This is a genomic window from Sulfuritalea sp., from assembly GCF_031426875.1.
In the GTDB taxonomy this organism is placed as follows: Bacteria; Pseudomonadota; Gammaproteobacteria; order Burkholderiales; family Rhodocyclaceae; genus Sulfuritalea.
In genome coordinates, this window is record NZ_JASJPC010000021.1 from 70,787 (window position 1) to 95,740 (window position 24,954).

The 24,954-nt window shown below is 60.4% G+C and carries 28 protein-coding genes; 14 read left to right on the top strand and 14 right to left on the bottom strand.

The window, feature by feature from the left end; translation table 11 throughout:
- Nucleotides 1–46: 46 nt before the first annotated feature.
- Genes RMO95_RS09855 through RMO95_RS09865 form a run of 3 tightly spaced genes read right to left on the bottom strand, consistent with a single transcriptional unit; the run spans nt 47 to nt 2,379 of the window.
- Complete coding sequence (locus RMO95_RS09855) at nt 47–430, bottom strand: hypothetical protein (protein WP_310450449.1); 384 nt, start codon at nt 428–430, stop codon at nt 47–49.
- The gene (locus RMO95_RS09860; protein WP_310450450.1) at nt 431–859 is read right to left on the bottom strand and encodes a DNA polymerase III subunit chi; all 429 of its coding nucleotides are present in this window, start codon (nt 857–859) and stop codon (nt 431–433) included.
- Complete coding sequence (locus RMO95_RS09865; RefSeq protein ID WP_310450451.1) at nt 856–2,379, bottom strand: leucyl aminopeptidase; 1,524 nt, start codon at nt 2,377–2,379, stop codon at nt 856–858. Before RMO95_RS09865 ends, RMO95_RS09860 begins: the two co-directional genes overlap by 4 nt.
- A 121-nt stretch (nt 2,380–2,500) precedes the next feature.
- On the opposite strand from RMO95_RS09865, the gene lptF reads away from it, so the two are divergent.
- Together lptF and lptG are read left to right on the top strand one after the other, a co-directional pair.
- Nucleotides 2,501–3,583, top strand: coding sequence for an LPS export ABC transporter permease LptF (lptF, locus tag RMO95_RS09870; protein ID WP_310450452.1), 1,083 nt, complete (start codon nt 2,501–2,503; stop codon nt 3,581–3,583).
- On the top strand, nt 3,574–4,653 hold the full coding sequence (lptG, locus tag RMO95_RS09875) for an LPS export ABC transporter permease LptG (RefSeq protein WP_310450453.1): 1,080 nt from the start codon (nt 3,574–3,576) through the stop codon (nt 4,651–4,653). The genes lptF and lptG overlap by 10 nt, the downstream gene beginning before the upstream one ends.
- Here lptG and RMO95_RS09880 read toward each other — a convergent pair.
- The 4 genes from RMO95_RS09880 to RMO95_RS09895 are packed head-to-tail and all read right to left on the bottom strand — an operon-like array spanning nt 4,630 to nt 6,553.
- Nucleotides 4,630–5,100 (bottom strand): RDD family protein, encoded by a 471-nt coding sequence (locus RMO95_RS09880; RefSeq protein ID WP_310450454.1) that lies wholly within the window; start codon nt 5,098–5,100, stop codon nt 4,630–4,632. The genes lptG and RMO95_RS09880 overlap by 24 nt on opposite strands.
- A gap of 9 nt (nt 5,101–5,109) precedes the next feature.
- The gene (locus RMO95_RS09885; protein WP_310450455.1) at nt 5,110–5,643 is read right to left on the bottom strand and encodes a DUF3106 domain-containing protein; all 534 of its coding nucleotides are present in this window, start codon (nt 5,641–5,643) and stop codon (nt 5,110–5,112) included.
- Nucleotides 5,607–5,993 carry a DUF3619 family protein gene (locus tag RMO95_RS09890; RefSeq protein ID WP_310450456.1) on the bottom strand — a complete coding sequence of 129 codons (387 nt, stop codon included), beginning with the start codon at nt 5,991–5,993 and terminating at the stop codon, nt 5,607–5,609. Before RMO95_RS09890 ends, RMO95_RS09885 begins: the two co-directional genes overlap by 37 nt.
- Entirely contained in the window at nt 5,990–6,553 is a 564-nt protein-coding gene (locus RMO95_RS09895) for an RNA polymerase sigma factor (RefSeq protein ID WP_310450616.1), read from the bottom strand. Before RMO95_RS09895 ends, RMO95_RS09890 begins: the two co-directional genes overlap by 4 nt.
- A gap of 164 nt (nt 6,554–6,717) precedes the next feature.
- Here RMO95_RS09895 and RMO95_RS09900 point away from each other — a divergent pair, with 164 nt between their 5' ends.
- The 5 genes from RMO95_RS09900 to RMO95_RS09920 all read left to right on the top strand — a co-directional run bounded on the left by RMO95_RS09900 (nt 6,718) and on the right by RMO95_RS09920 (nt 12,781).
- A complete protein-coding gene (locus RMO95_RS09900) occupies nt 6,718–8,427 on the top strand; it encodes an acetolactate synthase 3 catalytic subunit (protein WP_310450457.1) in 1,710 nt (569 codons plus the stop codon).
- A 2-nt stretch (nt 8,428–8,429) separates the two neighbouring features.
- Nucleotides 8,430–8,921, top strand: coding sequence for an acetolactate synthase small subunit (gene ilvN, locus RMO95_RS09905; protein ID WP_294986642.1), 492 nt, complete (start codon nt 8,430–8,432; stop codon nt 8,919–8,921).
- Between the two features lie 22 nt (nt 8,922–8,943).
- Nucleotides 8,944–9,960, top strand: coding sequence for a ketol-acid reductoisomerase (gene ilvC / locus RMO95_RS09910; protein WP_310450458.1), 1,017 nt, complete (start codon nt 8,944–8,946; stop codon nt 9,958–9,960).
- A gap of 204 nt (nt 9,961–10,164) precedes the next feature.
- Nucleotides 10,165–10,899, top strand: coding sequence for a CDP-diacylglycerol--serine O-phosphatidyltransferase (gene pssA, locus RMO95_RS09915; RefSeq protein ID WP_310450459.1), 735 nt, complete (start codon nt 10,165–10,167; stop codon nt 10,897–10,899).
- A gap of 343 nt (nt 10,900–11,242) precedes the next feature.
- A complete protein-coding gene (locus tag RMO95_RS09920; protein WP_310450460.1) occupies nt 11,243–12,781 on the top strand; it encodes a 2-isopropylmalate synthase in 1,539 nt (512 codons plus the stop codon).
- Here the strand turns inward: RMO95_RS09920 and RMO95_RS09925 are convergent.
- Nucleotides 12,765–13,124 carry a DUF2069 domain-containing protein gene (locus RMO95_RS09925; RefSeq protein ID WP_310450461.1) on the bottom strand — a complete coding sequence of 120 codons (360 nt, stop codon included), beginning with the start codon at nt 13,122–13,124 and terminating at the stop codon, nt 12,765–12,767. The genes RMO95_RS09920 and RMO95_RS09925 overlap by 17 nt on opposite strands.
- Nucleotides 13,121–13,732, bottom strand: coding sequence for an NAD(P)H:quinone oxidoreductase (gene wrbA / locus RMO95_RS09930; protein WP_310450462.1), 612 nt, complete (start codon nt 13,730–13,732; stop codon nt 13,121–13,123). The genes RMO95_RS09925 and wrbA overlap by 4 nt, the downstream gene beginning before the upstream one ends.
- Between wrbA and RMO95_RS09935 the strand changes: the two genes are divergently transcribed.
- Entirely contained in the window at nt 13,713–14,582 is an 870-nt protein-coding gene (locus RMO95_RS09935; protein WP_310450463.1) for a YihY family inner membrane protein, read from the top strand. The two genes, wrbA and RMO95_RS09935, sit on opposite strands and share 20 nt — an antisense overlap.
- On the opposite strand, the gene RMO95_RS09940 is transcribed toward RMO95_RS09935, so the two are convergent.
- Nucleotides 14,579–16,093: a hypothetical protein gene (locus RMO95_RS09940; RefSeq protein WP_310450464.1), complete on the bottom strand. Its 1,515-nt coding sequence runs from the start codon at nt 16,091–16,093 to the stop codon at nt 14,579–14,581. The genes RMO95_RS09935 and RMO95_RS09940 overlap by 4 nt on opposite strands.
- A gap of 385 nt (nt 16,094–16,478) precedes the next feature.
- Here RMO95_RS09940 and rpsP point away from each other — a divergent pair, with 385 nt between their 5' ends.
- From rpsP to rplS, 4 genes are all read left to right on the top strand, one after another.
- On the top strand, nt 16,479–16,733 hold the full coding sequence (gene rpsP, locus RMO95_RS09945) for a 30S ribosomal protein S16 (protein WP_310450617.1): 255 nt from the start codon (nt 16,479–16,481) through the stop codon (nt 16,731–16,733).
- 5 nt (nt 16,734–16,738) lie between these two features.
- On the top strand, nt 16,739–17,245 hold the full coding sequence (rimM, locus tag RMO95_RS09950; protein ID WP_310450465.1) for a ribosome maturation factor RimM: 507 nt from the start codon (nt 16,739–16,741) through the stop codon (nt 17,243–17,245).
- On the top strand, nt 17,239–18,009 hold the full coding sequence (gene trmD / locus RMO95_RS09955; RefSeq protein ID WP_409574940.1) for a tRNA (guanosine(37)-N1)-methyltransferase TrmD: 771 nt from the start codon (nt 17,239–17,241) through the stop codon (nt 18,007–18,009). Before rimM ends, trmD begins: the two co-directional genes overlap by 7 nt.
- Nucleotides 18,010–18,096: 87 nt before the next feature.
- Nucleotides 18,097–18,471, top strand: a complete 375-nt coding sequence (gene rplS / locus RMO95_RS09960) for a 50S ribosomal protein L19 (RefSeq protein WP_310450467.1) — start codon at nt 18,097–18,099, stop codon at nt 18,469–18,471.
- Between the two features lie 114 nt (nt 18,472–18,585).
- Here the strand turns inward: rplS and folE2 are convergent, their stop codons facing one another.
- From folE2 to RMO95_RS09980, 4 genes are all read right to left on the bottom strand, one after another.
- Entirely contained in the window at nt 18,586–19,392 is an 807-nt protein-coding gene (gene folE2 / locus RMO95_RS09965; protein WP_310450468.1) for a GTP cyclohydrolase FolE2, read from the bottom strand.
- Nucleotides 19,393–19,471: 79 nt separating this feature from the next.
- Nucleotides 19,472–21,334: a 1-deoxy-D-xylulose-5-phosphate synthase gene (gene dxs, locus RMO95_RS09970; RefSeq protein WP_310450469.1), complete on the bottom strand. Its 1,863-nt coding sequence runs from the start codon at nt 21,332–21,334 to the stop codon at nt 19,472–19,474.
- Nucleotides 21,334–22,218, bottom strand: a complete 885-nt coding sequence (locus RMO95_RS09975; protein WP_409574939.1) for a polyprenyl synthetase family protein — start codon at nt 22,216–22,218, stop codon at nt 21,334–21,336. The genes dxs and RMO95_RS09975 overlap by 1 nt, the downstream gene beginning before the upstream one ends.
- Nucleotides 22,219–22,225: 7 nt before the next feature.
- Nucleotides 22,226–22,522, bottom strand: a complete 297-nt coding sequence (locus RMO95_RS09980; protein ID WP_310450470.1) for an exodeoxyribonuclease VII small subunit — start codon at nt 22,520–22,522, stop codon at nt 22,226–22,228.
- A gap of 240 nt (nt 22,523–22,762) precedes the next feature.
- Here RMO95_RS09980 and RMO95_RS09985 point away from each other — a divergent pair, with 240 nt between their 5' ends.
- Both RMO95_RS09985 and RMO95_RS09990 read left to right on the top strand, forming a co-directional pair.
- A complete protein-coding gene (locus tag RMO95_RS09985; protein ID WP_310450471.1) occupies nt 22,763–23,863 on the top strand; it encodes an aromatic ring-hydroxylating dioxygenase subunit alpha in 1,101 nt (366 codons plus the stop codon).
- A gap of 214 nt (nt 23,864–24,077) precedes the next feature.
- On the top strand, nt 24,078–24,941 hold the full coding sequence (locus RMO95_RS09990) for a DMT family transporter (protein ID WP_310450472.1): 864 nt from the start codon (nt 24,078–24,080) through the stop codon (nt 24,939–24,941).
- Nucleotides 24,942–24,954 lie beyond the last annotated feature (13 nt).

The window sequence follows — 24,954 nt, forward strand, 5'->3', positions numbered from 1 at the left end:
CCGACTCGGCCCGGGGCACTGCCGGGAAAGTCCGCCTTCCCTGGATTTATTCTTCGGCCGGGTTTTGCTCGGCGGTGCCGTCGAGTCTCGCAATCAGGCGCGGCAGCAACTTCTTTTCGGCTTGATGGGTGAGTTCCCCCATCAGTTGATCCGCCAATCCATCCGTGACTTTCAGGACGGCGTGCGGCAATTCCCGCTCAAGCCAGCGCGAAAGTTCCTCGCGCAAGGCGTCGAGATGCTCCTGCAGGTGCGGCGGCGCGGTGGCCAGCGCGGCTTCCTGATCCGTGACGATGTCGGTAAGGACAGGCAAATCGTCGTCGGGTGGCGGGACCTGAGGGGCTGCCGGGACCGAGCCGGCAACATAGGTCCGGTTGCGCCGAATCAGCGCATCGGCCTGGCGCAGAAGATCAGCCGTATCGTCGTCAGCCATCTATCGGAAGCCTCCGGAGATGTCACGGTTTTCCAACGGGTAACCGCGTTCGCGATAAAAGCGGAAGCGTTCGCGACCTGGCAAGCGGTCGGCATCTTCGATGCTGACGATTTCGATCAGTTCCTCGAAGCGGCTGAAACCCGACGGGACTTCGTCCGACAGATTCAGCAGGCATTCGTCGTGGAGGGGATTGTCGAGCCCCGATGCGAAGACGATAGGGGTTTCTGCCGCCAGATCGTTCTCGGCACGGCAGTGGGGCGTGAAGCCGGTAGCGGGTTGAGTCCACAGTAGGCGGTCGAGATGGTCCCGGCGGTCGCCGGCAGGTACATACACCAATACTCGTCGGCCTTCGCCGCTGGCGCGCTCCAGCCATGCGGCGACAGCCTGCAGCCGGTCGCGCGCGCCATGGAGAAAGGTGATTTTGGTCATCCCCGCTTGCGCTTGGCTACCGGTTTCGGGGCGCTTTTGGCGCGATCCATCAGAAAATGGCTGAGCAAGGGCACCGGTCGTCCGGTGGCGCCCTTGTCCTTGCCGGAACGCCAGGCGGTGCCGGCAATGTCGAGATGCGCCCAATGGTACTTATCGGTGAAGCGTGCGAGGAAGCAGGCCGCGGTGATGGTGCCGGCCGGCCGGCCGCCGATATTCGCCATGTCGGCGAAGTTGCTCTTCAATTGCTCCTGATAGTCGTCCCACAGGGGCATTTGCCAGGCGCGATCGTAGGCGTCCTGGCCCGCATCGAGCAGTTCCCTGGCGAGGCCGTCGTTATTGGCGAGCAGGCCGGTGGCGACATGTCCCAGTGCAATCACGCAGGCGCCCGTCAGCGTGGCGATATCGACCACGCATTCCGGGTCGAAGCGCTCAACGTAAGTGAGGGCGTCGCACAGGATCAGGCGGCCCTCGGCGTCGGTGTTGAGTATTTCCACGGTCTGCCCCGACATCGAGGTGATTACGTCGCCCGGCTTTGTCGCCGCGCCGCCGGGCATGTTTTCCGTGGATGGAATGACGCCGACGACATTGAGCGGCAGCTTCATCATGGCAGCCGCCTTGAGCGTTCCGAGTACGCTGGCAGCACCGCACATGTCATACTTCATCTCGTCCATTTCCGCCCCGGGTTTGAGCGAAATGCCACCGGAATCGAAGGTGATGCCCTTGCCCACCAGTACCACCGGTTTGGCTCCGGAGACACCTCCGGAGTGGCGCAGGACGATGAACCTGGGCGGCTCATGCGAGCCGCGCGCGACGGAAAGCAGGGTGTGCATGCCGAGCTTTTCCATATCGGCACGATCGAGAATATCGACGCCCAATGCGTGCGATTTTGCGAGCTGCCTGGCCTGGTCGGCGAGGTAGCTCGGCGTGCAGATGTTGCCCGGCAGATTGCCGAGATCCTTGGCCAGATCCATCCCGGCCGCAATCGCCAGCCCTTCCGCCAGCGCGTTTTCGGCGGTGGCAAGTTCATTGCGACGGGTGACGCAGAAGGTCAGTTTGCGCAGCGGGCGACGCACTTCCTCTTTCTTTGATTTGAGGCGATCGAAGCGGTAGAGCGTTTCCTGCACCACCAGCGCGGCCTGTCGAATTTTCCAGGCGACATCGCGCTTCTTGACCGCAAGTTCGGTCAGATAAAGCGTGCCGTCGAAGCCCCCGGTTTCGTTGAGCTGTCGCACCGCGGTGGCCACGGCGGTGCGGTATTCCTTTTCGCGGAATTCCCTTTCCTTGCCAAGTCCGACCAGCAGGATGCGATCCGCCTCGACGCCGGGAACACCATGGAGCAACAGGCAGCTACCGCTCTTTCCCTCCATGTCGCCGCGGCGCAAAATATCGCTGAGAAACTGGTGGGCGGCATTGTCAATGACCTCCGCCGCTGCGGAAAGCTTCCTCGGTTCGAAGACGCCGACTACAACGCACGCGCTGCGTTGCTTTTCCGGGCTTCCGCTTTTTATGCTAAATTCCAAAATGCTCTCCTTGGAGGTGGCGGAAAATCGGAGAAATTGTTCTGTTTCGAGTGGTTTCCGCCAATACCGCGATTATTCCCCAAGTTTTCACCAAAAGTCAAAGCAGATATTCTGTTACACGATGATTTTCCAGCGCGCCGCAATTAGGGAGTTCACCCATACGGCGGTGGGGGTTTTTGTCGCCCTCTTCGCGATCCTGATGACCACCCAGTTGATTCGTCTGCTGGGGGACGCGGCGGGTGGAAAGCTGGCTTCCGAGGCGGTAATTGCTCTGCTGGGTTTTCGTGCGATCAGCTATCTGCCGGTACTGCTTTCGCTGACCCTCTTCGTCGCGGTGCTGATGACGCTGTCGCGCTGGTACCGCGATTCGGAGATGGTGGTCTGGCTGTCATCAGGGATCCCCCTCACCGCCTGGGTCAAGCCGGTATTGAAGTTCGTTGGGCCGCCGGTACTCGTGATAGCCGTTCTTTCACTGCTGCTGGCGCCATGGGCGACGCAAAAGAGCGAGGCATACCGCCAAAGCATGGATCAGCGCGACGACGTGGCACGCGTGTCCCCGGGCGCATTCAACGAGTCGAGTGGCGCCGACCGCGTATTTTTCGTGGAAAGCGTTGCCGGCGAGGATGGGAAGGTAAAGAACGTATTCATCAGCTCCATCCAGCAGGGCCGGTTGGGCGTCATGGCGACGGCGCAAGGCCACACCGAAACCGTTCCCAACGGTGATCGTTTTCTCGTGCTGGATCATGGGCGGCGCTACGAGGGTACCGCGGGAACACCGGAGTACCGGGTGATGGAGTTTGATCGCTATGCCTTGCGCATCGAAACCAAGGAAGCCCGCGGCTTTGAGGATTCGCCGCGCACCAAGCCGGTGTGGGAACTCGTGCGAGATCCTCAGGCGGCCCATCTGGCCGAACTCCTGTGGCGTCTCGGCCTGCCTCTTGCGGCATTGAATCTGGCCGTTCTGGCGATACCGCTGGCATTCGTCAATCCGCGTGCCGGACGGACCAACAACCTGATATTCGCACTGCTTACTTACATGATCTACAGCAATCTGCTCAGTGTCAGTCAAGCTTGGGTTGCGCAAGGCAAACTGCGTTTTGAGATTGGCGTCTGGGCGGTTCACGTCGGCATGTTCGTGCTGCTGCTGGTGCTTTTCTATCGACGGCAGAATCCCCTGGCATGGGGGAAACTGCGGTGGCGCTGAAACTCTACGAACGCCACCTGGCGCGTGAGATCTACGCGTCGACTGGCTTGGTGTTGCTGGCATTCCTGATGCTCTTTGCGTTCTTTGACCTGATTCATCAACTTGAAAGCATAGGCAAGGGCAGTTACCAGATTCAGCATGCGCTGGGCTATGTGATTCTGACCTTGCCCGGCCGGCTCTATGAGCTGTTCCCAATCGGCGTTTTGATCGGCACGCTGTACGCCCTTACCGTTCTGGCGCGTCACTCCGAAATTACCGTGCTGCGCGCCGCCGGCCTCTCGACGAAGGATCTACTGTTCACTTTGGCCAAGATCGGACTGGTGTTCTCTGCATTGACCCTGCTGGTCGGCGAGTTTGTGGCTCCGCCATCGGAGCGGGCAGCTCAGCAACTGAGGCTCGAGGCAATGGGCTCCCTGGTGGCACAGGAGTTTCGTTCCGGCCTGTGGGTCCGGGACGAGCGCTCGTTCGTGAATGTTCGCGAGGTGCTTCCGGACGCGACTTTGCACAACGTGCGCGTGTTTGAATTCGATGACCGGTTTCAGCTGCTTTCCATCACCCAAGCGGACGGAGGCACCTATTTCGGTGCGAATACATGGTCACTCGATGGCGTAGTCCGCACGGTATTTTCCGGCGATATGGCACACGTGGAAAGGTATCGCGAGCTAAGCTGGAAATCAGCACTCAATCCGGACCTGTTATCCGTGCTATTGGTGGTGCCGGAGCGCATGTCGCTGGTCAATCTATATCTCTTTATCCGCCACTTGAGCGGCAATCAGCAAAAGACAGATCGCTATGAAATAGCGATGTGGAAGAAACTCTTCTACCCCTTGGCGGCGCTGGTGATGATGTCTTTGGCCCTGCCGTTTGCCTATATGCAGGATCGAATGGGCGCGGTGACCATCCGCGTATTTGCCGGCATCATGCTCGGCATCGGTTTCCACATGTTGAATGGTCTATTTTCAAGTCTCGGCGTAATCAACAGCTGGCCACCCTTCTACTCCGCGATAACGCCAAGCGTGCTGTTCTTGATGACCGCCGCCGGAATGCTATGGTGGGTTGATCGACGCTGAGGAACCCTGCTGTCGCTTGAACACCAATCGGGTCCCCGCCAGGCGATCATGGAGGAATTGGCGATCGCGATCGAACAGAGCCCAGAGCACTCCGGCGCCAAAATAGAGGAGGCTGGGCCAGGCCAGAACATAACGCAGTGCGAGACGTGCCGAGGATGGTTGAGCGCCACTTGGAGTGGTCAGCCTGATATTCCAGGTCTGCATCGCCAGCGTCTGCCCACCATGAATCCAGTACCAGAGAAAATAGGCGCCCAGCACGACGAATACGTGGCCGAGCAGCACCCAACCCGGTAAGACGATGTCGAATCCCATTCCCAGGGCAAGGTGCGGCAGCATGAAACTGACGGAAAGCACCCCAAGCAGCAACAGACTCTCGTAAAGCATGCTTGCAACCCGGCGACGCAGGCTCGGCAGTTGGGCGGTGGCAGGCGCCGCTGCGACAGACATAATTGCCGACTAACGTGTTGTCGCGGGAGCGACCGGGGCGACAGGCGGCGGTCCGCCCGATGGGCTCGATGGTTTGGGCACAACGGCTGGCTTCGAGGGCGCAGGGCGTGGCGTGGGCTTGCGCGCGGCCTCAGTCTTGAGGCGGGTTTTCTCGCTCTCCGGAAGTTCTTTGTACTCCTGCCACTTCAACTTGACCGCTTCCTTTTTTTCTGCGGGCGCTTTTTGCAATGATCTGTACTTGTCTCTTGCCCGCTTGCGCTCGTCGGGCGTGAGTTTGGCCCAATCGGTCATGCGTCTCTGCATGCGGGCCTGTTCGCCGGGAGCCATGGACTGGTAGCGCTGAGCAATACCCAGCCACTTCTTTCGTCGGAAACCTTCCATACTGTCCCATTCGCTGGAAAGCGGAGCGAGAACGCGCTTCTGCTCCGCAGTCAACTCGGACCAGGACGGCTGCGAAAGCGGAGGAACTATGGCTGCATGACTGGGCGGGAGGGCCAGCCAGAACGCTACTGCGAGGATGAGTCCGAAGCGTACTCGAGCCATGCGTGGAAGCCTCGATCAAGATAGGCGGCAGGGGGTAGTTCGTCGGCCAGTAGTGCGCTGTCGATTTCCTCGAATTCCCGGGCCTGCTCATAGGCATCCCAGTAGTAGGTTCCTATGGCACCGACACTCAAAGCCACAACAGCAAGCAGGTTCCGCACTTGCGGAAAAATTGCAAGCTCCACGCTGTGCCCAATTCCTGCGATGCGCAAGCCCATTACCGTCGGGCGCTGCCCATTCAGGGCGGTTTGGCGAGCTTCATAAAGACGAGCAGTCACCTTCTTGTCGAGAATATCAACACCCTCGTTCAGGATCTGCCTTGTCTTGTAGCCAAATTCCGTATTTTCATTCATAGCTCTATGCCTTTTGCCCTGAGCGCTGCGGCCAGGGTATGCGTGGCGCGCGAACAGTGTGTCTTAACGCTGCCTTCCGTGCAACCCATCACCGCCGCGGTCTCAGCAATGTTCATTTCCTCCCAGTAACGCATCAGGAAGGCTTCACGTTGACGCGGCGGTAGTTTTTCAATCTCTTTTTCAATAATACCAAGGAGTTGCGATCTTTCCAGCTGCTGGTGCGGCGGAGCCAGGGCGGCTGACTCGTTCTCTCCGGCAAAGGTTTCAAGCGGGTCGGTATCGTCATTTTCATTCGGCGACAGGGATGACAGCAGCGTAGTCCACAAGGACCTTACCTTGGATCGCCGGTAACAGTCGCGAATGGCATTTTGCAGGATTCTCTGAAACAGCATCGGCCATTCCGCGCCTGGGCGGTTGCCGTATTTTTCCGCGAGACGCATCATCGCATCCTGAACAATGTCCAGTGCGGTCTCCTCGTTTCGAATGGCAAACATGGCCTGTTTGAAGGCGCGCCGCTCTATGCCGGCAAGGAAATTGGATAGTTCAGTTCGGGAACTCAGGAGTGACTCCTGTCACCTTTCGGCAGTTTTTCACTGCGAGAGACAGACTATATCCGCAAGGGATACCGTCTGCGGTGCGAGCTCCGCAGACATAAATCTTGACCATTCGCGGGCGAGTCAGTAAGGTTATACGTTTCACTCGAAAAGTGTAACAGGTGTAATCAATGCAGCTAACCGGCGCAGAAATTGTAATCAGGTGCTTGCAGGAGGAAAAGGTCGAATACGTATTCGGCTATCCCGGCGGCTCGGTCCTATATATTTACGACGAACTCTTCAAACAGGACAAGTTCAAGCATGTCCTGGTTCGCCATGAACAGGCGGCCGTTCATGCGGCGGATGCCTACTCGCGGTCTTCGAACAAGATCGGCGTCTGCATGGTCACCTCGGGGCCGGGTGTGACCAATGCGGTAACCGGGATCGCCACGGCCCATATGGATTCAGTGCCGATGGTTATCATCAGCGGCCAGGTACCTACGGCCTACATCGGCCAGGATGCCTTTCAGGAATGCGACACAGTCGGCATTACCCGGCCCTGCGTCAAGCACAACTTCCTGGTCAAGGATGTCAGGGATTTGGCAATAACCCTGAAAAAGGCTTTCTACATTGCCAAGACGGGCCGCCCCGGTCCGGTCCTGGTGGATATCCCTAAGGACATCACCAACCAGAAGTGCGAATTCGAATACCCCAAGACCATCGCCATGCGCTCCTATAACCCGGTGGTCAAGGGCCATAGCGGGCAGATCAAGAAGGCGGTGCAGATGCTGCTGGAAGCCAAGCGGCCGATGATTTACGCGGGTGGCGGCGTGATTCTTTCGGATGCGGCTGAAAGGCTGGTCAAGCTTGCCCAGACCCTCGGGTATCCGGTGACCAATACCCTGATGGGTTTGGGGGGGTATCCGGCGACCGACAAGCAATGGCTCGGCATGCTGGGCATGCATGGCACCTACGAGGCCAACATGGCCATGCAGAATTGCGATGTGCTGATCGCCGTCGGTGCGCGCTTTGATGATCGCGTAATTGGCAATCCGGCGCATTTTGCCGAGGTTTCGCGCAAGATCATCCATATCGACATCGATCCCTCCTCGATTTCGAAACGGGTCAAGGTCGATGTACCCATTGTCGGTAATCTGCCTGATGTGCTTGACGAATTGCAGAAGCTTCTCGAGGCCTCTGCCGGAGTGCCTGATCCGAAGGCGCTGGCTGCCTGGTGGAAGCAGATCGACGAGTGGCGCGCCAAGAAGTCGCTCAAGTACAAGCAGGGCAAGGAAATCATCATGCCCCAGTATGTGGTGGAAAAGCTCTATGAAGTTACTGGCGGCGAGGCCTTCATCACCTCTGACGTGGGGCAGCACCAGATGTGGGCGGCGCAGTACTACAAATTCGACAAACCCCGTCGCTGGATCAATTCCGGCGGCCTCGGCACCATGGGCGTAGGTCTGCCCTATGCGATGGGCGTACGCTTCGCCAATCCGAAAGCGACTGTGGCGTGCATTACCGGCGAAGCCTCGATCCAGATGAATATCCAGGAGTTGTCTACGGCCAAGCAGTTCCGCCTGCCGATCAAGATCATCAACCTGAACAATCGCTATTTGGGGATGGTGCGCCAGTGGCAGCAGATGTTCCATGGTAATCGCTACTCCGAGTCCTATGTCGATGCCCTGCCGGATTTCGTCAAGCTGGCGGAGTCCTACGGCCATGTAGGCATGAAGATAGAGCGTCCGGCCGACGTGGAGCCGGCGCTGCGTGAGGCTTTCACCAAGCACAAGAACGACCTTGTGTTCATGGATTTCCTCACCGATCAGACGGCCAATGTCTATCCGATGGTGGCGGCCGGCAAAGGCTTGTCGGAAATGATTCTGGCCGAGGAACTGTAAGCATGCGACATATCATTTCCATTCTTATCGAAAACGAGGCCGGCGCGCTTTCCCGTGTTTCCGGCTTGTTCTCCGCCCGGGCGTTCAACATCGAGTCGCTGACCGTAGCGCCGACCGAAGACGCCTCGCTTTCCCGCATGACCATTGTCAGCACCGGATCGGACGATGTCATTGAGCAGATCACCAAGCAGCTCAACAAGCTGATAGATGTTGTCAAGGTGGTGGATCTGTCCGAAGCTGCGCATATAGAGCGCGAGCTGATGCTGGTAAAGGTGCGCGCCGCCGGCAAGGATCGTGAGGAGATGAAGCGGATTGCGGATATTTTCCGCGGCCGCATCATTGATGTCACCGATTCGACTTACGTGATCGAACTGACGGGCAACGGCTCCAAGCTGGATGCCTTTCTTGAAGCCATTGATCGCTCCCTGATACTTGAAACCGTTCGCACCGGCGTTTCAGGCATCGGACGCGGCGATCGAATCCTCAAAGTATGAACTCTGGAACGAAGGAAAACGAATGAAAGTCTATTACGACAAGGATGCCGACCTTTCCCTGATCAAGGGCAAGAAAGTCACTATCGTCGGCTACGGTTCGCAAGGCCACGCTCACGCGCAGAATCTCAAGGATTCGGGTGTCAAGGTGACGGTTGGTTTGCGCAAGGGAGGGGCTTCCTGGGACAAGGCGAAAAAAGCCGGACTCAAGGTCGAGGAAGTTGCCAAGGCGGTGAAAGATGCTGACGTCGTCATGATGCTGCTGCCCGACGAGACCATTCCTGCGGTCTATTACAGCGAGGTCGAGGGCAACATGAAGAAGGGTGCCGCGCTGGCCTTCGCTCATGGCTTCAATGTTCACTACAATCAGGTGATTCCCCGCGCGGACGTGGACGTGATCATGATCGCCCCGAAGGGCCCCGGCCACACCGTGCGCTCCGAATATCTACGGGGCGGTGGAGTGCCCTCACTGATCGCGATTCATCAGGACAAGTCGGGCAAGGCCAAGGATATTGCCTTGTCCTACGCAGCGGCGAACGGCGGCACCAAGGGTGGCGTGATCGAAACCAACTTCCGCGAGGAAACCGAGACCGATCTGTTCGGTGAGCAGGCGGTGCTTTGTGGCGGCCTGGTGGAATTGATCAAGGCCGGCTACGAAACGCTGACCGACGCTGGTTACGCGCCGGAGATGGCGTACTTCGAGTGCCTGCACGAGGTCAAGCTGATCGTCGATCTGATATTCGAGGGCGGCATTGCCAACATGAACTACTCGATCTCGAACAACGCCGAATATGGCGAGTATGTGACCGGACCGAAGGTAATCGGCGCCGAAGCCCGTGCCGCCATGAAGGATGCCCTGAAGGCGATTCAAGAAGGGGAATATGCCAAGAAGTTCATCCTTGAAGGCCGCACCAATTACCCGGAAATGACCGCCCGTCGGCGTCTGATCGCCGCCCATCCGATCGAGCTGGTCGGCGAGCAGTTGCGCGCGATGATGCCGTGGATCAAGAAAAACAAGCTGGTCGATCAAACCAAGAATTGATTCCTGCCGTCGTATCGCGAAGGGCGCAGCTGTGCTGCGCCCTTTGTGTTTTTCGTGGTCGGAGCTGTGCGAGCGCCTCGGAACAGGCTCGACGCTCAAGCAGTACGACGCGTGTTGGTTGCCGAACCAGCATGAGCCGTTAGAATAGGCTACGTTCCCTTCTGTAATTCAACCATGCCGGCAATTCCACCTCGCAAGGCGCTGATGAATTCCGAACTGCGTCGGCGCGGCATTTACCTGCTGCCCAACCTGCTGACGACGGCAGCGCTGTTTTCCGGTTTTTACGCCATAGTCCAGGCGATGACCGGACGCTTCGAACATGCGGCGGTGGCAATTTTCATCGCCATGGTATTCGACGGCCTGGATGGCCGTGTGGCGCGCATGACGCGAACGCAGAGTGCTTTCGGCGCGGAATACGATTCACTTTCCGACATGGTGTCCTTTGGCGCGGCTCCGGCACTGATTGCCTTCGAGTGGGCGATGAAGGGCATGGGCAAGTGGGGCTGGATTGCTGCATTCGTCTATTGTGCCGGCGCAGCATTACGCTTGGCCCGCTTCAATACCAATATTGGAATTGTGGATAAGCGCTATTTCCAGGGATTGCCCAGCCCGGCAGCGGCCGCGCTGGTGGCGGGTTTCGTATGGATAATCAACGATCTGAATATTCCCGGCGAAGAAGTGCGCTGGTATGCGTTTGCCTTGACGCTGTTTGCCGGCATCACCATGGTCAGCACTGTGCCCTACTGGAGTGGTAAGGATATCAATCTGCGCCGTAGCGTGCCATTCATCGTCCTTCCCGCCATCGTCCTCGGTTATGGACTCGTGTCGTCGTATCCGCCGGGAATTCTGTTCGCCCTGTTTCTTGCCTATGCCCTGTCGGGTTACGTCATGGCGCTGTGGAAGCGTAGTCGGCGAAAGCACAATGCCGGCGATAGCTGACATCGGATTTGCCGGTGTTTCGCGCGGCGGTCCTGACAAAATCTGTTGCGCGACCAGAGCAATATCTTTATAGTCGTAGCTATGTTTGAGATGCTGACTTTTCCCATACTGTTTCTTGCCCTCTCCGGCGTGCTACTTGCGCGCCTGCCGCTGCGCGCCAAGCTGCTTCCGCTGCTGCGCCGCGCGCGCTAAATACACCTCCCCCACAATCCGGTTGTTGACAGTGCCCGCGCCACGAGGGGCGGGATAAGCCATTTTTTGGTTTTAGTTGCGGTCGCTGCGCTTAATACGAATACACCGGCGTCAGCCTCGACTGAAACTTGATTTTCCCCAGGAGAAAACCATGTCCAAGGAACAGTTGATCATTTTTGACACCACCTTGCGCGACGGCGAACAGAGTCCCGGCGCTTCAATGACCAAGGAAGAAAAGCTGCGGATTGCCCGGCAACTTGAACGGATGCGTGTGGATGTTATCGAGGCAGGGTTCCCTGCTGCGTCCAACGGTGATTTCGAGGCGGTCAAGGCCGTTGCCGAAACCATCAAGGACTCGACGGTGGCCGGTCTGTGCCGGGCTTTCGACAAGGACATTGCGCGGGCGCTCGAGGCGGTCAAGCCGGCGAAATCGGGGCGCATCCATACCTTCATCGCGACCAGCCCGATCCACATGGAAAAGAAGCTGCGCATGTCTCCCGATGACGTGCTTGTCGCCGCCCAGCATGCGGTGCGCTTCGCGCGCAACGGAATCGACGATGTGGAGTTTTCCTGCGAGGATGCCGGGCGGTCGGATCTGGATTTCCTCTGCCGCATCATCGAGGCGGTGATCAAGGAGGGGGCGTCCACCATCAATATTCCGGACACCGTCGGCTATAACGTTCCGGAACAGTATGCCGAACGGATTCGCCAGCTGCGCGAACGCATTCCCAATTCGGACAAGGTCATCTGGTCGGTGCATTGTCATAACGACCTCGGTCTGGCGGTTGCCAACAGTCTTGCCGCGGTGATGGCGGGTGCGCGTCAGGTCGAATGCACGATCAACGGCCTGGGCGAGCGAGCCGGCAATGCCGCGCTGGAAGAGATCGTCATGGCGGTGCACACCCGGCAGGATGTGTTTCCCTGCATTACCCGAATCGATACGACGCAAATTGTCGCGGCATCCAAGATGGTGTCGAGCATCACCGGATTTCCGGTGCAGCCGAACAAGGCGATCGTCGGTGCCAATGCCTTTGCCCATGAGTCCGGCATCCACCAGGACGGGGTGCTCAAGCACCGTGAAACCTACGAGATCATGCGTGCCGAAGATGTGGGCTGGAACGCCAACAAGCTGGTGCTCGGCAAGCACTCCGGTCGCACCGCCTTCAAAGCGCGCCTCAAGGAACTCGGTATCGAGGTCGAGAGCGAACAGGTTCTGAACGCCGCCTTCACCCATTTCAAGGAACTGGCCGACAAGAAACACGAGATTTTCGATGAGGACCTGCACGCGCTGATGAGCGACGAAATGGTCCTCACCGACGACGAGCACTACAAACTCGTGTCCTCGATGTTCCACTCGGAAACCGGCGAGGTGCCTCAGGCGCGGCTGACGCTTTCTGCCGGCGGCGCCGAGCAGCAGGCCGAAGCCAGCGGCAGCGGACCCGTCGATGCAACCTTCAAGGCGATCGAGGCCATTGCAACGAGCGGTACCGAACTGCTGCTCTACTCGGTGAATGCCATCACTACCGGCACGGATGCCCAGGGCGAGGTGACGGTTCGCTTGTCGAAAGACGGTCGAATTGTGAATGGCCAGGGCGCGGACACGGATATCGTGGTTGCGTCGGCCAAGGCCTATATCAACGCCCTAAATAAACTGCGTTCCGGGCAGGAAAAGCTCAATCCCCAGCTTTGATCGTTCTGGAGGGGGCGGCTGCACGCGCGTGGCCCAGGCAACCGGCGAAAAGCAGGGTTGCCAGGGCGGCTTCAGCCATTGCCAGTGCCTGGCTCGCGCCCTGGTCGGATGCCGCACGCACCAGACCTTCGGTGACATAGGCCAGCGCCAGCATGGAGGTCCATTGGTGCGTGTAGCGTTTGCCGCGCAGGATGCCGAACAGCGGCAGCAGCAGCGGCAGGGCTTTCAGCGCCAGCATCGAGCCGCCGGGACGCAGCGGAGCCAGCCACAGTTCCCATGCCAGGCAGAGAAACAGCAGGCCGACGAGGCTGACGGATGCCAGGCGGTTGAACCATGGATTCATGGCGCGAGTTTTTTCGCCGTTTCGGCCAAGCGGCGTCCGAGCGCGACGGCAAGCAGCTTTTCATGTTCGCTGGCAGCCGTATCGCCGTTGTCGCCGCTGACATGGCTCGCGCCATAGGGTGTACCGCCTTCGCGTGTCGTGGAAAGCGCTGCCTCGGTATAGGGGATACCGAGGATCAGCATGCCGTGATGCAGTAGCGGCAGCATCATCGACAGCAAAGTGGATTCCTGGCCGCCGTGCATGGTCGTTGTCGAGGTGAACACGGCCGCTGGCTTGCCCGCCAACGCGCCCTTGAGCCAAAGGCCGCTGGTCGAATCGAGGAAGTATTTCAACGGCGCTGCCATGTTGCCGAAGCGGGTCGGACTGCCCATCGCCAGACCGACACATTCTTCGAGATCGCGGGTTTCGGCATAGGGTGCTCCCTCATCCGGGATCGCCGCGGCGGTTGCCTCGCAAACTGCGGATACCCTGGGTACGGTGCGCAGGCGCGCAGCAATGCCGGGTATCTGCTCTATGCCACGCGCGATGTGGCGCGCCAAGTCGCGTACCGAGCCATGGTGGCTGTAATAGAGCACGAGAATTTCGCGAGTGTCGTTTGCCTTCTGCATTTACCGGCCTCCAGTAGAATCCGATTATATGTGGCTCCTGGCACCCTTCCGGCTGATCGTGCGGACATTAGGTCGTTTTCACGATGAGCATTGCGTACAGACGGCGGCGGCACTTTCCTTCGCCACCCTGATCGGCCTGGTGCCGATGATCGCAACGGCGTTTGCGCTGATCTCCTGGTTCCCGGTTGGGGTCGGACTTGGTTCCGCGCTGGAGAAGTTTTTGCTGGCCAACCTGTTGCCTGAGAAGGCCGGCGCCATAATCGCCAAGTACATCGGGCAGTTTGCGTCTCGTGCCGGCCGCATGACCGTGCTTGGGATTGTGGTGCTGGGAGCTACTGCGCTGATGCAGATGCTGACCATAGAACGGGCCTTCAACCACATTTGGCGGGTCAAGTCCGGGCGTCCGCTGTTGCGACGCTTGGCCATGCACGGCTTGGCGCTGTTGCTCGGACCGCTGGTGTTCGGTGCCAGCATTGCCGCGATATCGTTCGTTGCGGGGGTATCGCTTGGCCTGGTCGACGAACCGCGCTGGGTGAATACCTTCGTGATCCGCGGTCTCCTGCCTTTCGCGTTCATGACCGCCCTGTTCGGTCTGCTCTATTGGGGCGTACCCAACAAGCGGGTAGTGGCCTGGCATGCGGGTCTTGGCGGAGCGGCCGCTGCGCTGGGCTTTGTCGGTCTGCAGAAGTTGTTCACACTGTATATCGCAACCGGATTCACGGTGAATGCGGTGGTCTATGGCGCCTTCTCCGCAATTCCGGTATTTCTGGTCTGGCTCTATGCATCGTGGAGCGTGATCCTGATCGGCGCATTGATTGTCGCCGAGTTGCCGCAATCCGCACGCGCCTAATTGGCCGCCTGGTTGCGAGTGAATTCAAAGACTTCAACGCTGGAGGTTTCGATGAGGCTGCGCTGCGGCATGCATTCGGCGACGAGCAGGTTGTCCGCACGTTCCTGCAGTAAGGTGAATGGCCGGGCGTTGTAGTCGCCCCGCATAGCCAGGATCGCTTCGCTGCGGTTGAGGCTTGGCAGCGGCGGAAGCAGCAAGGCGGGTACCGGCGGTTCCGAATTGCGATTGCCGAGAGCCTGTATCCTGACCGGTATGGCTGACGGCGCAAGAACCTCCAGCCCCAGCTCAAGTTGGCTGCTGCTCTTGCTGCGAGCCCAGCGCACCAGGCAAATCTGCCAGGCGGCGCCGTTGCCGGTGCGCAGGCCTACGGCGCAGCCCGCCACGATCCCGGTGATCCCGCCGACGACATGTACGATCGCGTAGCCCGAGGGACCGTCGTTGAGTATCGTCCAATCGCTGTAAGTCAATTCGCAGGCGCAGGAATCCGCCTCCTGATGGGAACCGCTTTCCAGGGACGACCAAAGGGAACTGAGCTGGGTGCAGACCTCGACTGGCAGCGACTGTGCGCGGCGATTGAATGTACGTCGGCGCGGTGCTGCCCAGCATTTGCGGGCCCGTTCCAGCGCGTTGCGGTAGTCGGCACCGGCGGCTTGCAGTGGCAGCCCGAGCAATGCCGGTGGCACGCCGTCGTTAAGTTGGTCGAGATGTCGCGTCGCCTGTTCGGCAAGTTCGCCAAAGCGGAAGAACAGACAATTTTGGCCAGCCGGCCTCATGCGCTCCAGCGCAACCGGTGGCTGATCAAGATTGGCGTCGAGCCAGAACCAGTCGCCGGCGCTCTCGGGACAGATCATGTCTATCCTGGCAAGGGCTGCGTGAGTCTCCAGGTACTCGGCGAGGAAAACGATTTCGCGCGGCGCGAGCCCTTCGGGTTGCGCCGCGGTGAGCGCCAGGATGGCCCTGAAGCGTACATGGATCGCGCTGATTTCGACGGGCAGGGTCGCCGTCGGGTCGACTGACTTATGGGCGCAATGATACAAAGCCTGGGTATTGCGCCAGAAACCCGTGGGCATCGGAATCGCCACCAGCAAGGTGGCAATGAACTGCCGCGACAGATTGAGCACTCCCTGCAGGCAAATCTGTGCGCTGCTCCGATGCACTCGGGCAAGTTCCTGCGGATCGGCCTCGCCGGCGAGCTTCAACCATGCTTCGCCCAGTTCCGCACGCAGGCTGATCAAGCCTTGGGCGACGGTTCCCAGGTGAACCGGCAGGGGTAGCTTGACATCGAGCAGCATCGGTATCAGCGCATCGTCAATATGCGCGGAACGCTGCTGGAGCAGTTCGTAGATCTTGAGACGGTGCAGGGCGGGAAGTTCCAGCGCGTCGATCGCCGCGATGTGGTTGCGCAAGGGAACCAGGTCAAGCAGGGGATCGTCCTGCGTTGGCTCGACGAGCCAATCCAGCACTTGCTGAAGCTGGATGGGGGGTGGAGTAGGGGTCTTCTTGCGGCGCATGATGATCTCAACGGCCGGGATCGAAGCATTATTCTAGTGGAATCCGGACACTTTATCTTAGGTTGAAAGGAGTCCGGATTGAGTAGTTTGCAGTCGACCAAGCCCGGCGATTCCTAATGGCGGCGTGATCGCGGTCCAGGTTTTTCGGGAAGCCGATGTTGTTCGCGTCTTCTTGAACGAGCTTGGCGAGACGTCGAATTTGGTGGCTGCCCCAGGTGGTGCGCCGCATACCGCAGGCGGGCCGCGAGGTGTTTTCCAGACACGGCTGCCGGCATGGCGGGTGCCCCGGTCGCGTAATGGCCGGCAAAATGGCCAACGCTACGCCTTGTTTTCTCCGGGTTTTTGCAATAAAATCGCCGGCTTTCCGGCTTTTCAAGAGAACACCATGGTTGTTATTCGTCTCGCCCGCAGCGGTGCCAAGAAGCGCCCGTTCTTCAATATGGTGGTGGCTGATTCGCGCAACCGTCGCGATGGCCGCTTCATCGAACGCATCGGTTATTACAATCCCGTCGCCGCCGCCAACGAGCAGGGGCTGGTGATCAACACCGAGCGTCTGGCTTTCTGGCAGGGACATGGCGCCCAGCTGTCGCCGACTGCCGCGCGTCTGGTCAAGCAAGCCGCAGCGACCAAGGCCGCCTGAATCGCATGATTGTATTGGGGCGCATAGTCGCCCCGTTCGGGGTGCATGGTTGGCTGCGGGTTCATCCCTTCGGCGATGACCCCGAGGCCTGGAAGAAGATGCCGCAGTGGTGGTTTTCCGCGGATGTCGATGCCCCGGCAGAAAAGTGGCAGGCACGCGCGATCGAAGCGGTCAAGCGGCACGGCGATGGCGTCGTGGCGAAGTTGGTCGGCATCGACGATCGCGATGCATCCGAGGCGCTGGGCAGCTGTTATTTCGGTGCGCCGCGCGAGGCTTTGCCGGCGCCGGCGCAGGACGAATACTACTGGGCTGATCTGATCGGCCTGGCAGTGAAGAATATGCAGGACCAGCCCCTGGGCCGGGTCAAGTCTTTGATCGAGACGGGCGCGAATCAGGTGCTGGTAGTGGTTGACGGCGAGCATGAACGCTTGCTGCCCTTCGTCGAACAGGTAGTGAAGGCGGTGGATGTTGCGGGAGACCTGATCCGCGTCGATTGGGGCAGCGACTGGTGAGCTTGCGCTTTGATGTCATCACGCTGTTCCCCGAGATGTTTGCGGCACTTACCGCATCGGGAATAACGCGGCGGGCATTGGAGCGTGGCTTGTGGCAGCTCGAGTGCTGGAATCCGCGGCAGTGGACGCAGGATGTGCATCGCACGGTGGATGACCGGCCTTACGGCGGCGGTCCTGGCATGGTGATGATGGCGTCGCCGCTGGAGCAGGCGATCAGTGCGGCCAAGGCGGCGGCAAAAGCGGCCGCAGGAGTTGACGCTGGCGGTACGGCGAAAGTGATTTATCTATCGCCGCAAGGGGCGCCAATTGCCCAGCGGCGGGTGGTGGAACTGGCGGCAAGCTCGGGGGCGATTCTGCTTTGCGGACGCTACGAGGGAATTGACGAGCGGCTGATCGAGCGCTGCGTGGATGAGGAGTTGTCGCTGGGGGATTTTGTGCTTTCCGGCGGCGAACTGGCGGCGATGGCCTTGATGGACGCCTGCATCAGGCAGTTGCCGGGTGCATTGAATGACGAGGCTTCGGCGGTGGAGGATTCATTTGCCGCCGGCTTGCTGGACTGTCCGCATTACACGCGGCCGGAAGTGTATGAAGGATCAACGGTGCCGGAGGTCTTGTTGTCCGGCAACCATGAAAGAATCCGCCGCTGGCGCCTGAAGCAGGCGCTGGGACGGACCTGGCAACGGCGCCCGGATCTCCTGGAGACGAGGGTGTTGAGTAGTGAAGAGGCCGAACTGCTGGCGGAATTCCAGCGGCAAGGTAATTAGAAACGGCGCGTATCAGGACCTTGTCGGTCCTGCTCTGGGCGCAAGGTTGGCGGGCAGTAACCGCAGCCATAAATGATGGAGTAAAGCATGAACCTGCTTCAGCAACTCGAAAACGAAGAAATCGAACGCCTGGGCAAGACCGTCCCCGCGTTCGCCCCCGGCGACACGGTGATCGTCAATGTGAATGTGGTCGAAGGCGATCGCAAGCGTGTCCAGGCTTTCGAAGGCGTCGTCATTGCCAAGCGCAATCGCGGCCTCAATTCGAACTTCATCGTGCGCAAGATTTCGTCCGGCGAGGGTGTCGAGCGCACCTTCCAGACCTACTCGCCGCTGATTGCCAGCATCGAGGTCAAGCGTCGCGGCGACGTGCGTCGCGCCAAGCTGTACTACCTGCGCGATCGTTCCGGCAAGTCGGCGCGCATCAAGGAAAAACTCACCCGTAGGGTTTCTCCCGCAGCCTGAGAACTCACGCGCCGGACCTGATTCGGCAGCAGACGGCAAAACGGGCCGCCCGGAGGATACTCCGGGCGGCCCGTCGCGTTTGGAACGATGAGTAGCTGCCTCGGTCGGGTCGGATCAGAAGCGCTTCTTGTTCCACTCGATCAGCGCATAGGCCGAATGGTTGTGGATCGATTCGAAGTTTTCGCTTTCGACCACATAGGCATCGATGCGCGGGTCGGCATTGAGCGCGCCGGCGACATCGCGCACCAGATCCTCGACGAATTTCGGATTGTCGTAGGCCCGCTCCGTGACGAATTTCTCGTCAGGGCGCTTGAGCAGCCCGAACAGCTCGCACGAAGCCTGGGTTTCGGCCATGTGCACGATGTCCTCGATCCACACCAACTGGTTGGTGGTTGCGGTGATGGTGACGTGCGAACGCTGGTTGTGCGCGCCGCGCTCGGAGATCTTCTTCGAGCAGGGGCACAGGCTCGTGACCGGGACCACGACCTTGATGGTCTGCCGGTAGCGGCCGCCTTCGATGATTTCGCCGATGAAGGTCACGTCGTAATCCATCAGGCTCTTGACGCCCGATACCGGTGCCACCTTGTTGATGAAATAAGGGAAGCTCATTTCGAGATGCCCGGTCGCCGCCTCCAGACGGGTGACCATTTCGCGCAACATGGTCTCGAAGCTCTCGACCGATATCTCATCCTCGTGCGAGTTGAGAATCTCGACGAAACGCGACATGTGGGTGCCCTTGAAATTATGCGGCAGCCCGACATACATGTTGAAATTGGCGATGGTGTGACGCACTCCGCCGCTCTTGTCCAATACCTTGAACGGATGGCGTATGTCCTTGATGCCGACCTTGTTGATCGGCAACTGGCGCGAATCCGGGGTGCTTTGAACGTCGGCAATGACGGATTTTTCGGGTGGGGCCATGGGATTCCTGCAATTCATTCTAATTTTGGGTGGTTGTCGGATTTGGGCTAACGACTATATCATTATCCGACGAATTTACTCAACTATTAATTTCAGCGGCCAATCGCGCCTCGACGCTACGCACAATACCGGCTTCGTCGAGTCCGATTTCCGCCAGCAGCAAGGTCGAATCGCCATGGTCGATGAAATGGTCCGGCAGTCCCAGGCGCAACAGGGGAGTACGCAGGCCCGATGCTTCCAGGGCGCGTGCCACTTCGGCGCCGGCGCCGCCGATCAAGGCATTTTCTTCTATCGTAACCAGCAATTCGTGGTTTGCGGCAAGTTCTTCGACCAGCTTGCTGTCCAATGGTTTGACGAAGCGCATATTGGCGACCGTGGCGTCGAGCGTTGCGGCGGCCTTGAGCGCCGGTGCGAGCATGGCGCCAAAGGCCAGCAGAGCCACACGCTGCCCCTGGCGCCGGAGTTCGCCCTTGCCTGTCGGCAGGGTTGTCAGACCCGGCTCTATGGCGGCTCCAGGGCCGCTACCGCGCGGATAGCGCACCGCGCTGGGCCCGTTCAGGGTCAGCGCGGTGGAGAGCATCTTGCGGCATTCGTTTTCATCGCTCGGCGTCATCACCACCATATTGGGGATGCAGGTGAGGTAAGACAAGTCGAACGCGCCGTTATGCGTGGCACCATCGGCGCCGACCAGCCCGCCGCGGTCGATGGCGAACAGCACCGGAAGATTCTGCAGGGCGATGTCGTGAATCAGCTGGTCATAGGCACGCTGGAGAAAGGTCGAATAGATGGCGACCACCGGCCTCATGCCCTCGCAGGCGAGCCCGCCGGCAAAGGTGACCGCATGCTGTTCGGCAATACCGACATCGAAGTAGCGGTGGGGGAACTCCTGGGCGAAGCGGACCATGCCCGAGCCTTCCCGCATCGCCGGTGTGATCCCGATCACACGCGGATCGGCCTGCGCCTGGTCGCACAGCCAGTCGCCGAACACCTGGGTATAGGTCAGCCGGCCAGACGCCTTGCCCGCTTCGATGCCATTCACGGCATCGAACTTGCCGACGCCGTGGTAAAGGATCGGGTCGGCTTCGGCGAGTTTGTAGCCCTGGCCTTTGCGCGTGATGACGTGGAGGAACTGCGGACCCTTCAGTTTGCGCAGGTTCTGCAGCGTGGGAATCAGCGCGTCGAGGTCGTGGCCGTCGATCGGGCCGAGGTAGTTGAAGCCGAATTCCTCGAACAGGGTGCCCGGCGAGATCATGCCCTTGACGTGCTCCTCGACGCGGTTGGCGAATTCGAGGACGTTCGGCATCGAAGCCAGCACCTTTTCTCCGGCGCGGCGCGCGGCATTGAAGGTGCCGCCCGACAGCAGGCGCGCCAGATACTTGTTGAGCGCGCCCACCGGCGGCGAGATCGACATGTCGTTGTCGTTGAGGATGACCAGCAGGTTGGCATCGATCACGCCGGCGTTGTTGAGCGCCTCGAAGGCCTGGCCGGCCGACATCGCGCCGTCGCCGATGATGGCGGCGACGCGCCGTTCCTCGCCCCGATTCTTCGCCGCGACGGCCATGCCCAGCGCGGCGGAGATTGAGGTGGATGAATGGCCGACGCCGAAGGTGTCGTATTCGCTCTCGCTGCGGCGCGGAAAGCCCGACACGCCGCCCTTCATGCGCAGGCGTTCCATGCCGGCACGGCGACCGGTCAGCGCCTTGTGCGGATAGGTTTGATGCCCGACATCCCACACCAGCCTGTCCTCGGGCGTGTCGAATACATAATGCAGCGCCACGGTCAGTTCGACCGTGCCGAGGTTGGAAGACAGGTGCCCACCGGTCTTCGACACCGATTCGAGCAGGAAGGCCCGCAGTTCGGCGGCGACCTGGGGCAACTGGTCGCGTTCCAGTGCACGCAGATCGGCAGGGGATTGGATGCAGTCGAGCAGCGGATAGCTCATCAGAAAGTCCGCTCGACGATGAAATCGGCAAGTTCATGCAGGCGCCGGGCGGAGTCGCCGAACGGCGCCAGTGCGTCGTGCGCGTCCTGTCTCAGTTTGCTTGCCATGGTTTTCGCTTCTCTTGCGCCGAGGATATTGACGTAGGTTGGTTTGTTCTGCGCGGCGTCCTTGCCGGCGGTCTTGCCCAGGGTGGCGGTGCTGGCTTCGGCGTCGAGGATATCGTCAACCACCTGGAACAGCAGTCCGATGCGGTTGGCAAAGTGCCGCAGGCGCTCCAAGGCATCCGGCGCAGCTTCGCCGCAATGGGCGCCCAGCAATACTGCAGCGCGGATCAGCGCTCCGGTCTTGTGAATATGCATGTATTCCAGCTCGCCGATGGTCAGCTGCTGGCCCACCGCGGCGAGATCGATGGCCTGGCCGCCGGCCATGCCGCGCGATCCGGAGGCGAGCGCGAGCAGATGCAGCATGTCCAGCTGGCGTGCCGCGGCGATGCCGGCGAGGCGAGTCGAAAGCGTCTGGAAAGCCAGCGTCTGCAAGGCGTCGCCGACCAACAGGGCTGTTGCTTCGTCGAACTGGACATGGCAGCTGGGCTTGCCGCGGCGCAAATCGTCGTCGTCCATGCAGGGGAGGTCGTCATGCACCAGCGAATAGGCGTGGATCAGCTCGACGGCGATCGCCGGTGCGTCCAGAACCTTGCTGTCGACATCGAAGATCGCGCCGGCCGCGTGGCACAGCAGGGGGCGCACGCGCTTGCCGCCGCCCAGCACCGCATAGCGCATGGCGTCATGCAGTCGGGCGGGCGCGAGGTCGGGCGCGGGCAGGGCGGCTTCCAGGGCCGACTCGGTGCGCTGCTGGATGGTGTCCATCCAGGTCAAGAAATCCATGAGCGTTTCAGCCTTCCTGTTTGCCGTCGGTTCCGGCATCCCCCGGGGCTAGCTGCGCGGCATCGAAGTCGCGCAAGCCATCGGCGTCCAGGATGCGTATCTGCTGCTCCGCCGCGGCCAGGGTGGCCTGGCACTGGCGCAACAGCGCCGCGCCGCGCTTGTAGGCGTCCAGCGCGTCCTGCAAGGGCATTTGACCGGCTTCCATCGCGGCGACGATGCCCTCCAGTTCGCTGAGGGCGCTTTCAAACGACGGGCTAGCGCTTGCTGAATCGGTGTCTGGATCAGTGTTCGGGAGTGTGGCCATGAGTGAAGCCTTGGCCGAAAACGGTGACCAGCGGCAAGGGAAAACCGTAAAAATAGCCTAAGGTGCGCCCTCTGGTCAAATTGGCTACAATTGCGCGGCTGGTTTTCAGCGCAGATTGTCTCTCCTGACGGTCATTCAGTTTCGGCGTAACGCCCGCCTACGTGGGCATCGGCCTGATCTGAAACTTTGTTTTCCGTCCGTTTCCGGTTTCCGGGTAAACCCTCTTGGAGGTTGGGAATCATGTCCGAAGTTGGCTCGCGAAAGCTCCTCTCGCCGGGAGCGTCGCAGTTTCCGGTTGCGTGGTATTTCGACGAAAAGCTTTTCGAGCTGGAGAAAAAGCTGATCTTCGACGCCGGCCCGGGCTATGTCGGCCATGAACTGATGATCCCCGAGGTGCATGACTACCGTTCGCAGGAGTGGAACGATCACGCGCGCCTGCTGGTGCGCCAGCCCGACGCCTGCTACGAAATGTCGAATGTCTGCCGCCATCGCCAGGCGATCATGCTCGCCGGCGCCGGCAATGCGAAGAACATCGTCTGCCCGATCCATCGCTGGACCTACGACAGCGGCGGCGAACTGATCGGCGCGCCGCATTTTCCGGCCAATCCCTGCCTCAACCTGGCCAAGCAGAAGCTGGAGAACTGGCAGGGGCTGCTGTTCAAGGGCCCGCGCTCGGCCAACGCCGACCTGGCCGGCATGAAGGTCGGTAGCGAGCTCAAGTTCGACGGCTACAAACTCGATCACGTTGAGCTGCACCAGTGCAATTACAACTGGAAGACCTTCATCGAGGTCTATCTCGAGGACTATCACGTCGTGCCCTATCACCCGGGACTCGGCGGCTTCGTCACCTGCGACGACCTGACCTGGCAGTTCGGCGACTGGTATTCGGTGCAGCGCGTCGGCGTCACCTCGCTGGCGAAGCCGGGTTCCGCCACCTACCAGCCCTGGCACAAGGCGGTGCTCGATTACTACAACGGCGAATTGCCGAAGCATGGGGCGATCTGGCTCACCTATTATCCGAACATCATGGTCGAGTGGTATCCCCACGTGCTGGTGGTGTCCACCCTGATTCCGCAGGACGTGGACCGCACGCTGAACGTGGTCGAGTTCTACTATCCCGAGGACATCGCGCTGTTCGAGCCCGAGTTCATCAAGGCCGAGCAGGCCGCCTACATGGAAACGGCGATCGAGGACGACGACATCGGCGAGCGCATGGACCGCGGCCGCCGCGCGCTGCTCAAGCAGGGGCGCAACGAAGTCGGTCCCTACCAGTCGCCGATGGAAGACGGCATGCAGCACTTCCATGAGTTCTACCGGCGCGTGATGGCCGAACACATCTGAGAGCTTGTGAATAAATCTACTGCGCGTGCCGGATCGGCGTCCGGGCGGTGCTCGCTATCCTCATGTACAACGACGTACATTCCGGTAGCTGCGCTCCGGCCGCACCCCGCTGCGGCCCGCTCGCTACGATTTCTTCACAAGCTCTGAGCTCCGCATACTCACACCAGCGCCGGCCCTTGGCCGGCGTCTGCTTTTTCAGGAACTGAATCGCTACATGCAGTCACTCTGGATGGTCGCCGCAAGCTTGCTGTTCGCCAGCATGGGCGTCTGCGTCAAGCTCGGCGCGGCGCAGTTCGCGGCCGCGGAACTGGTGTTCTGGCGCGGCTTCATCGCCACGCTGCTGCTCGGCTCCTTCATCCTGGTGCGCAGGCTGCCGCTGGCCACGCCGCACATGCGGACTCATGTGGTGCGCGGCCTGGCCGGCTTTGTCTCGCTGGTGATGTACTTCTATGCCATCAGCCTGATTCCGCTGGCGGCCGCGGTGACGCTGAATTACACCTCGCCGCTGTTCCTCGCGTTGTTGCTGGTGCTGTGGCTCAAGGAACCGGTGCGGCGCGGCTTCTACGCGGTGCTGGCGGCGGGTTTCGTCGGCGTCGTGTTCCTGCTGCAGCCGACGCTGGCTCGCGACCAGTGGCTGGGCGCGGCCTTCGGTCTCGGTTCCGGGATCATTTCCAGCATCGCCTATCTCAACGTGCGGCGCCTGGGCGAACTGGGCGAACCGGAATGGCGCACGGTGTTCTATTTTTCGGCCCTGTCGGCGCTGGGCGGCCTGCCCTGGCTGCTGCTGGCCAATCCTTTTCATGCCATCGACCTGCGCGGCTGGCTGCTGCTGCTCGGGGTGGGCGGCTTCGGCGTGCTGGCGCAGCTGTGCATGACCGCCGCCTACAAGCGCGGCAAGACGCTGGTCTCGGCCAGCCTGGCCTACAGCACAGTGGTGTTTTCCAGCGCTTTCGGCATGCTGTTGTGGGACGAAACCCTGCCCTGGTCCGGCTGGCTGGGCGTGATCCTGATCGTCGCCAGCGGCGTGCTGGCCACGGCGTTTTCGCGCCGCACCGACACCGCAGCCGTCACCGACTGAAACTCCGCTGCGT

Excerpts from the sequence above, each read along its gene's own strand:
- RMO95_RS09985 (WP_310450471.1), top strand. The coding sequence starts at position 22,763 with ATGTCCGAAGTTGGCTCGCGAAAGCTCCTCTCGCCGGGAGCGTCGCAG.
- rplS (WP_310450467.1), top strand. The coding sequence starts at position 18,097 with ATGAACCTGCTTCAGCAACTCGAAAACGAAGAAATCGAACGCCTGGGC.
- RMO95_RS09975 (WP_409574939.1), bottom strand. The coding sequence starts at position 22,218 with ATGGATTTCTTGACCTGGATGGACACCATCCAGCAGCGCACCGAGTCG.
- lptF (WP_310450452.1), top strand. The coding sequence starts at position 2,501 with ATGATTTTCCAGCGCGCCGCAATTAGGGAGTTCACCCATACGGCGGTG.
- dxs (WP_310450469.1), bottom strand. The coding sequence starts at position 21,334 with ATGAGCTATCCGCTGCTCGACTGCATCCAATCCCCTGCCGATCTGCGT.
- RMO95_RS09855 (WP_310450449.1), bottom strand. The coding sequence starts at position 430 with ATGGCTGACGACGATACGGCTGATCTTCTGCGCCAGGCCGATGCGCTG.
- ilvC (WP_310450458.1), top strand. The coding sequence starts at position 8,944 with ATGAAAGTCTATTACGACAAGGATGCCGACCTTTCCCTGATCAAGGGC.
- pssA (WP_310450459.1), top strand. The coding sequence starts at position 10,165 with ATGAATTCCGAACTGCGTCGGCGCGGCATTTACCTGCTGCCCAACCTG.
- RMO95_RS09860 (WP_310450450.1), bottom strand. The coding sequence starts at position 859 with ATGACCAAAATCACCTTTCTCCATGGCGCGCGCGACCGGCTGCAGGCT.
- RMO95_RS09925 (WP_310450461.1), bottom strand. The coding sequence starts at position 13,124 with ATGAATCCATGGTTCAACCGCCTGGCATCCGTCAGCCTCGTCGGCCTG.
- RMO95_RS09885 (WP_310450455.1), bottom strand. The coding sequence starts at position 5,643 with ATGGCTCGAGTACGCTTCGGACTCATCCTCGCAGTAGCGTTCTGGCTG.
- rimM (WP_310450465.1), top strand. The coding sequence starts at position 16,739 with ATGATTGTATTGGGGCGCATAGTCGCCCCGTTCGGGGTGCATGGTTGG.
- RMO95_RS09890 (WP_310450456.1), bottom strand. The coding sequence starts at position 5,993 with ATGAATGAAAATACGGAATTTGGCTACAAGACAAGGCAGATCCTGAAC.
- RMO95_RS09980 (WP_310450470.1), bottom strand. The coding sequence starts at position 22,522 with ATGGCCACACTCCCGAACACTGATCCAGACACCGATTCAGCAAGCGCT.
- RMO95_RS09880 (WP_310450454.1), bottom strand. The coding sequence starts at position 5,100 with ATGTCTGTCGCAGCGGCGCCTGCCACCGCCCAACTGCCGAGCCTGCGT.
- RMO95_RS09940 (WP_310450464.1), bottom strand. The coding sequence starts at position 16,093 with ATGCGCCGCAAGAAGACCCCTACTCCACCCCCCATCCAGCTTCAGCAA.
- folE2 (WP_310450468.1), bottom strand. The coding sequence starts at position 19,392 with ATGGCCCCACCCGAAAAATCCGTCATTGCCGACGTTCAAAGCACCCCG.
- ilvN (WP_294986642.1), top strand. The coding sequence starts at position 8,430 with ATGCGACATATCATTTCCATTCTTATCGAAAACGAGGCCGGCGCGCTT.
- RMO95_RS09920 (WP_310450460.1), top strand. The coding sequence starts at position 11,243 with ATGTCCAAGGAACAGTTGATCATTTTTGACACCACCTTGCGCGACGGC.
- RMO95_RS09900 (WP_310450457.1), top strand. The coding sequence starts at position 6,718 with ATGCAGCTAACCGGCGCAGAAATTGTAATCAGGTGCTTGCAGGAGGAA.
- wrbA (WP_310450462.1), bottom strand. The coding sequence starts at position 13,732 with ATGCAGAAGGCAAACGACACTCGCGAAATTCTCGTGCTCTATTACAGC.
- rpsP (WP_310450617.1), top strand. The coding sequence starts at position 16,479 with ATGGTTGTTATTCGTCTCGCCCGCAGCGGTGCCAAGAAGCGCCCGTTC.
- RMO95_RS09990 (WP_310450472.1), top strand. The coding sequence starts at position 24,078 with ATGCAGTCACTCTGGATGGTCGCCGCAAGCTTGCTGTTCGCCAGCATG.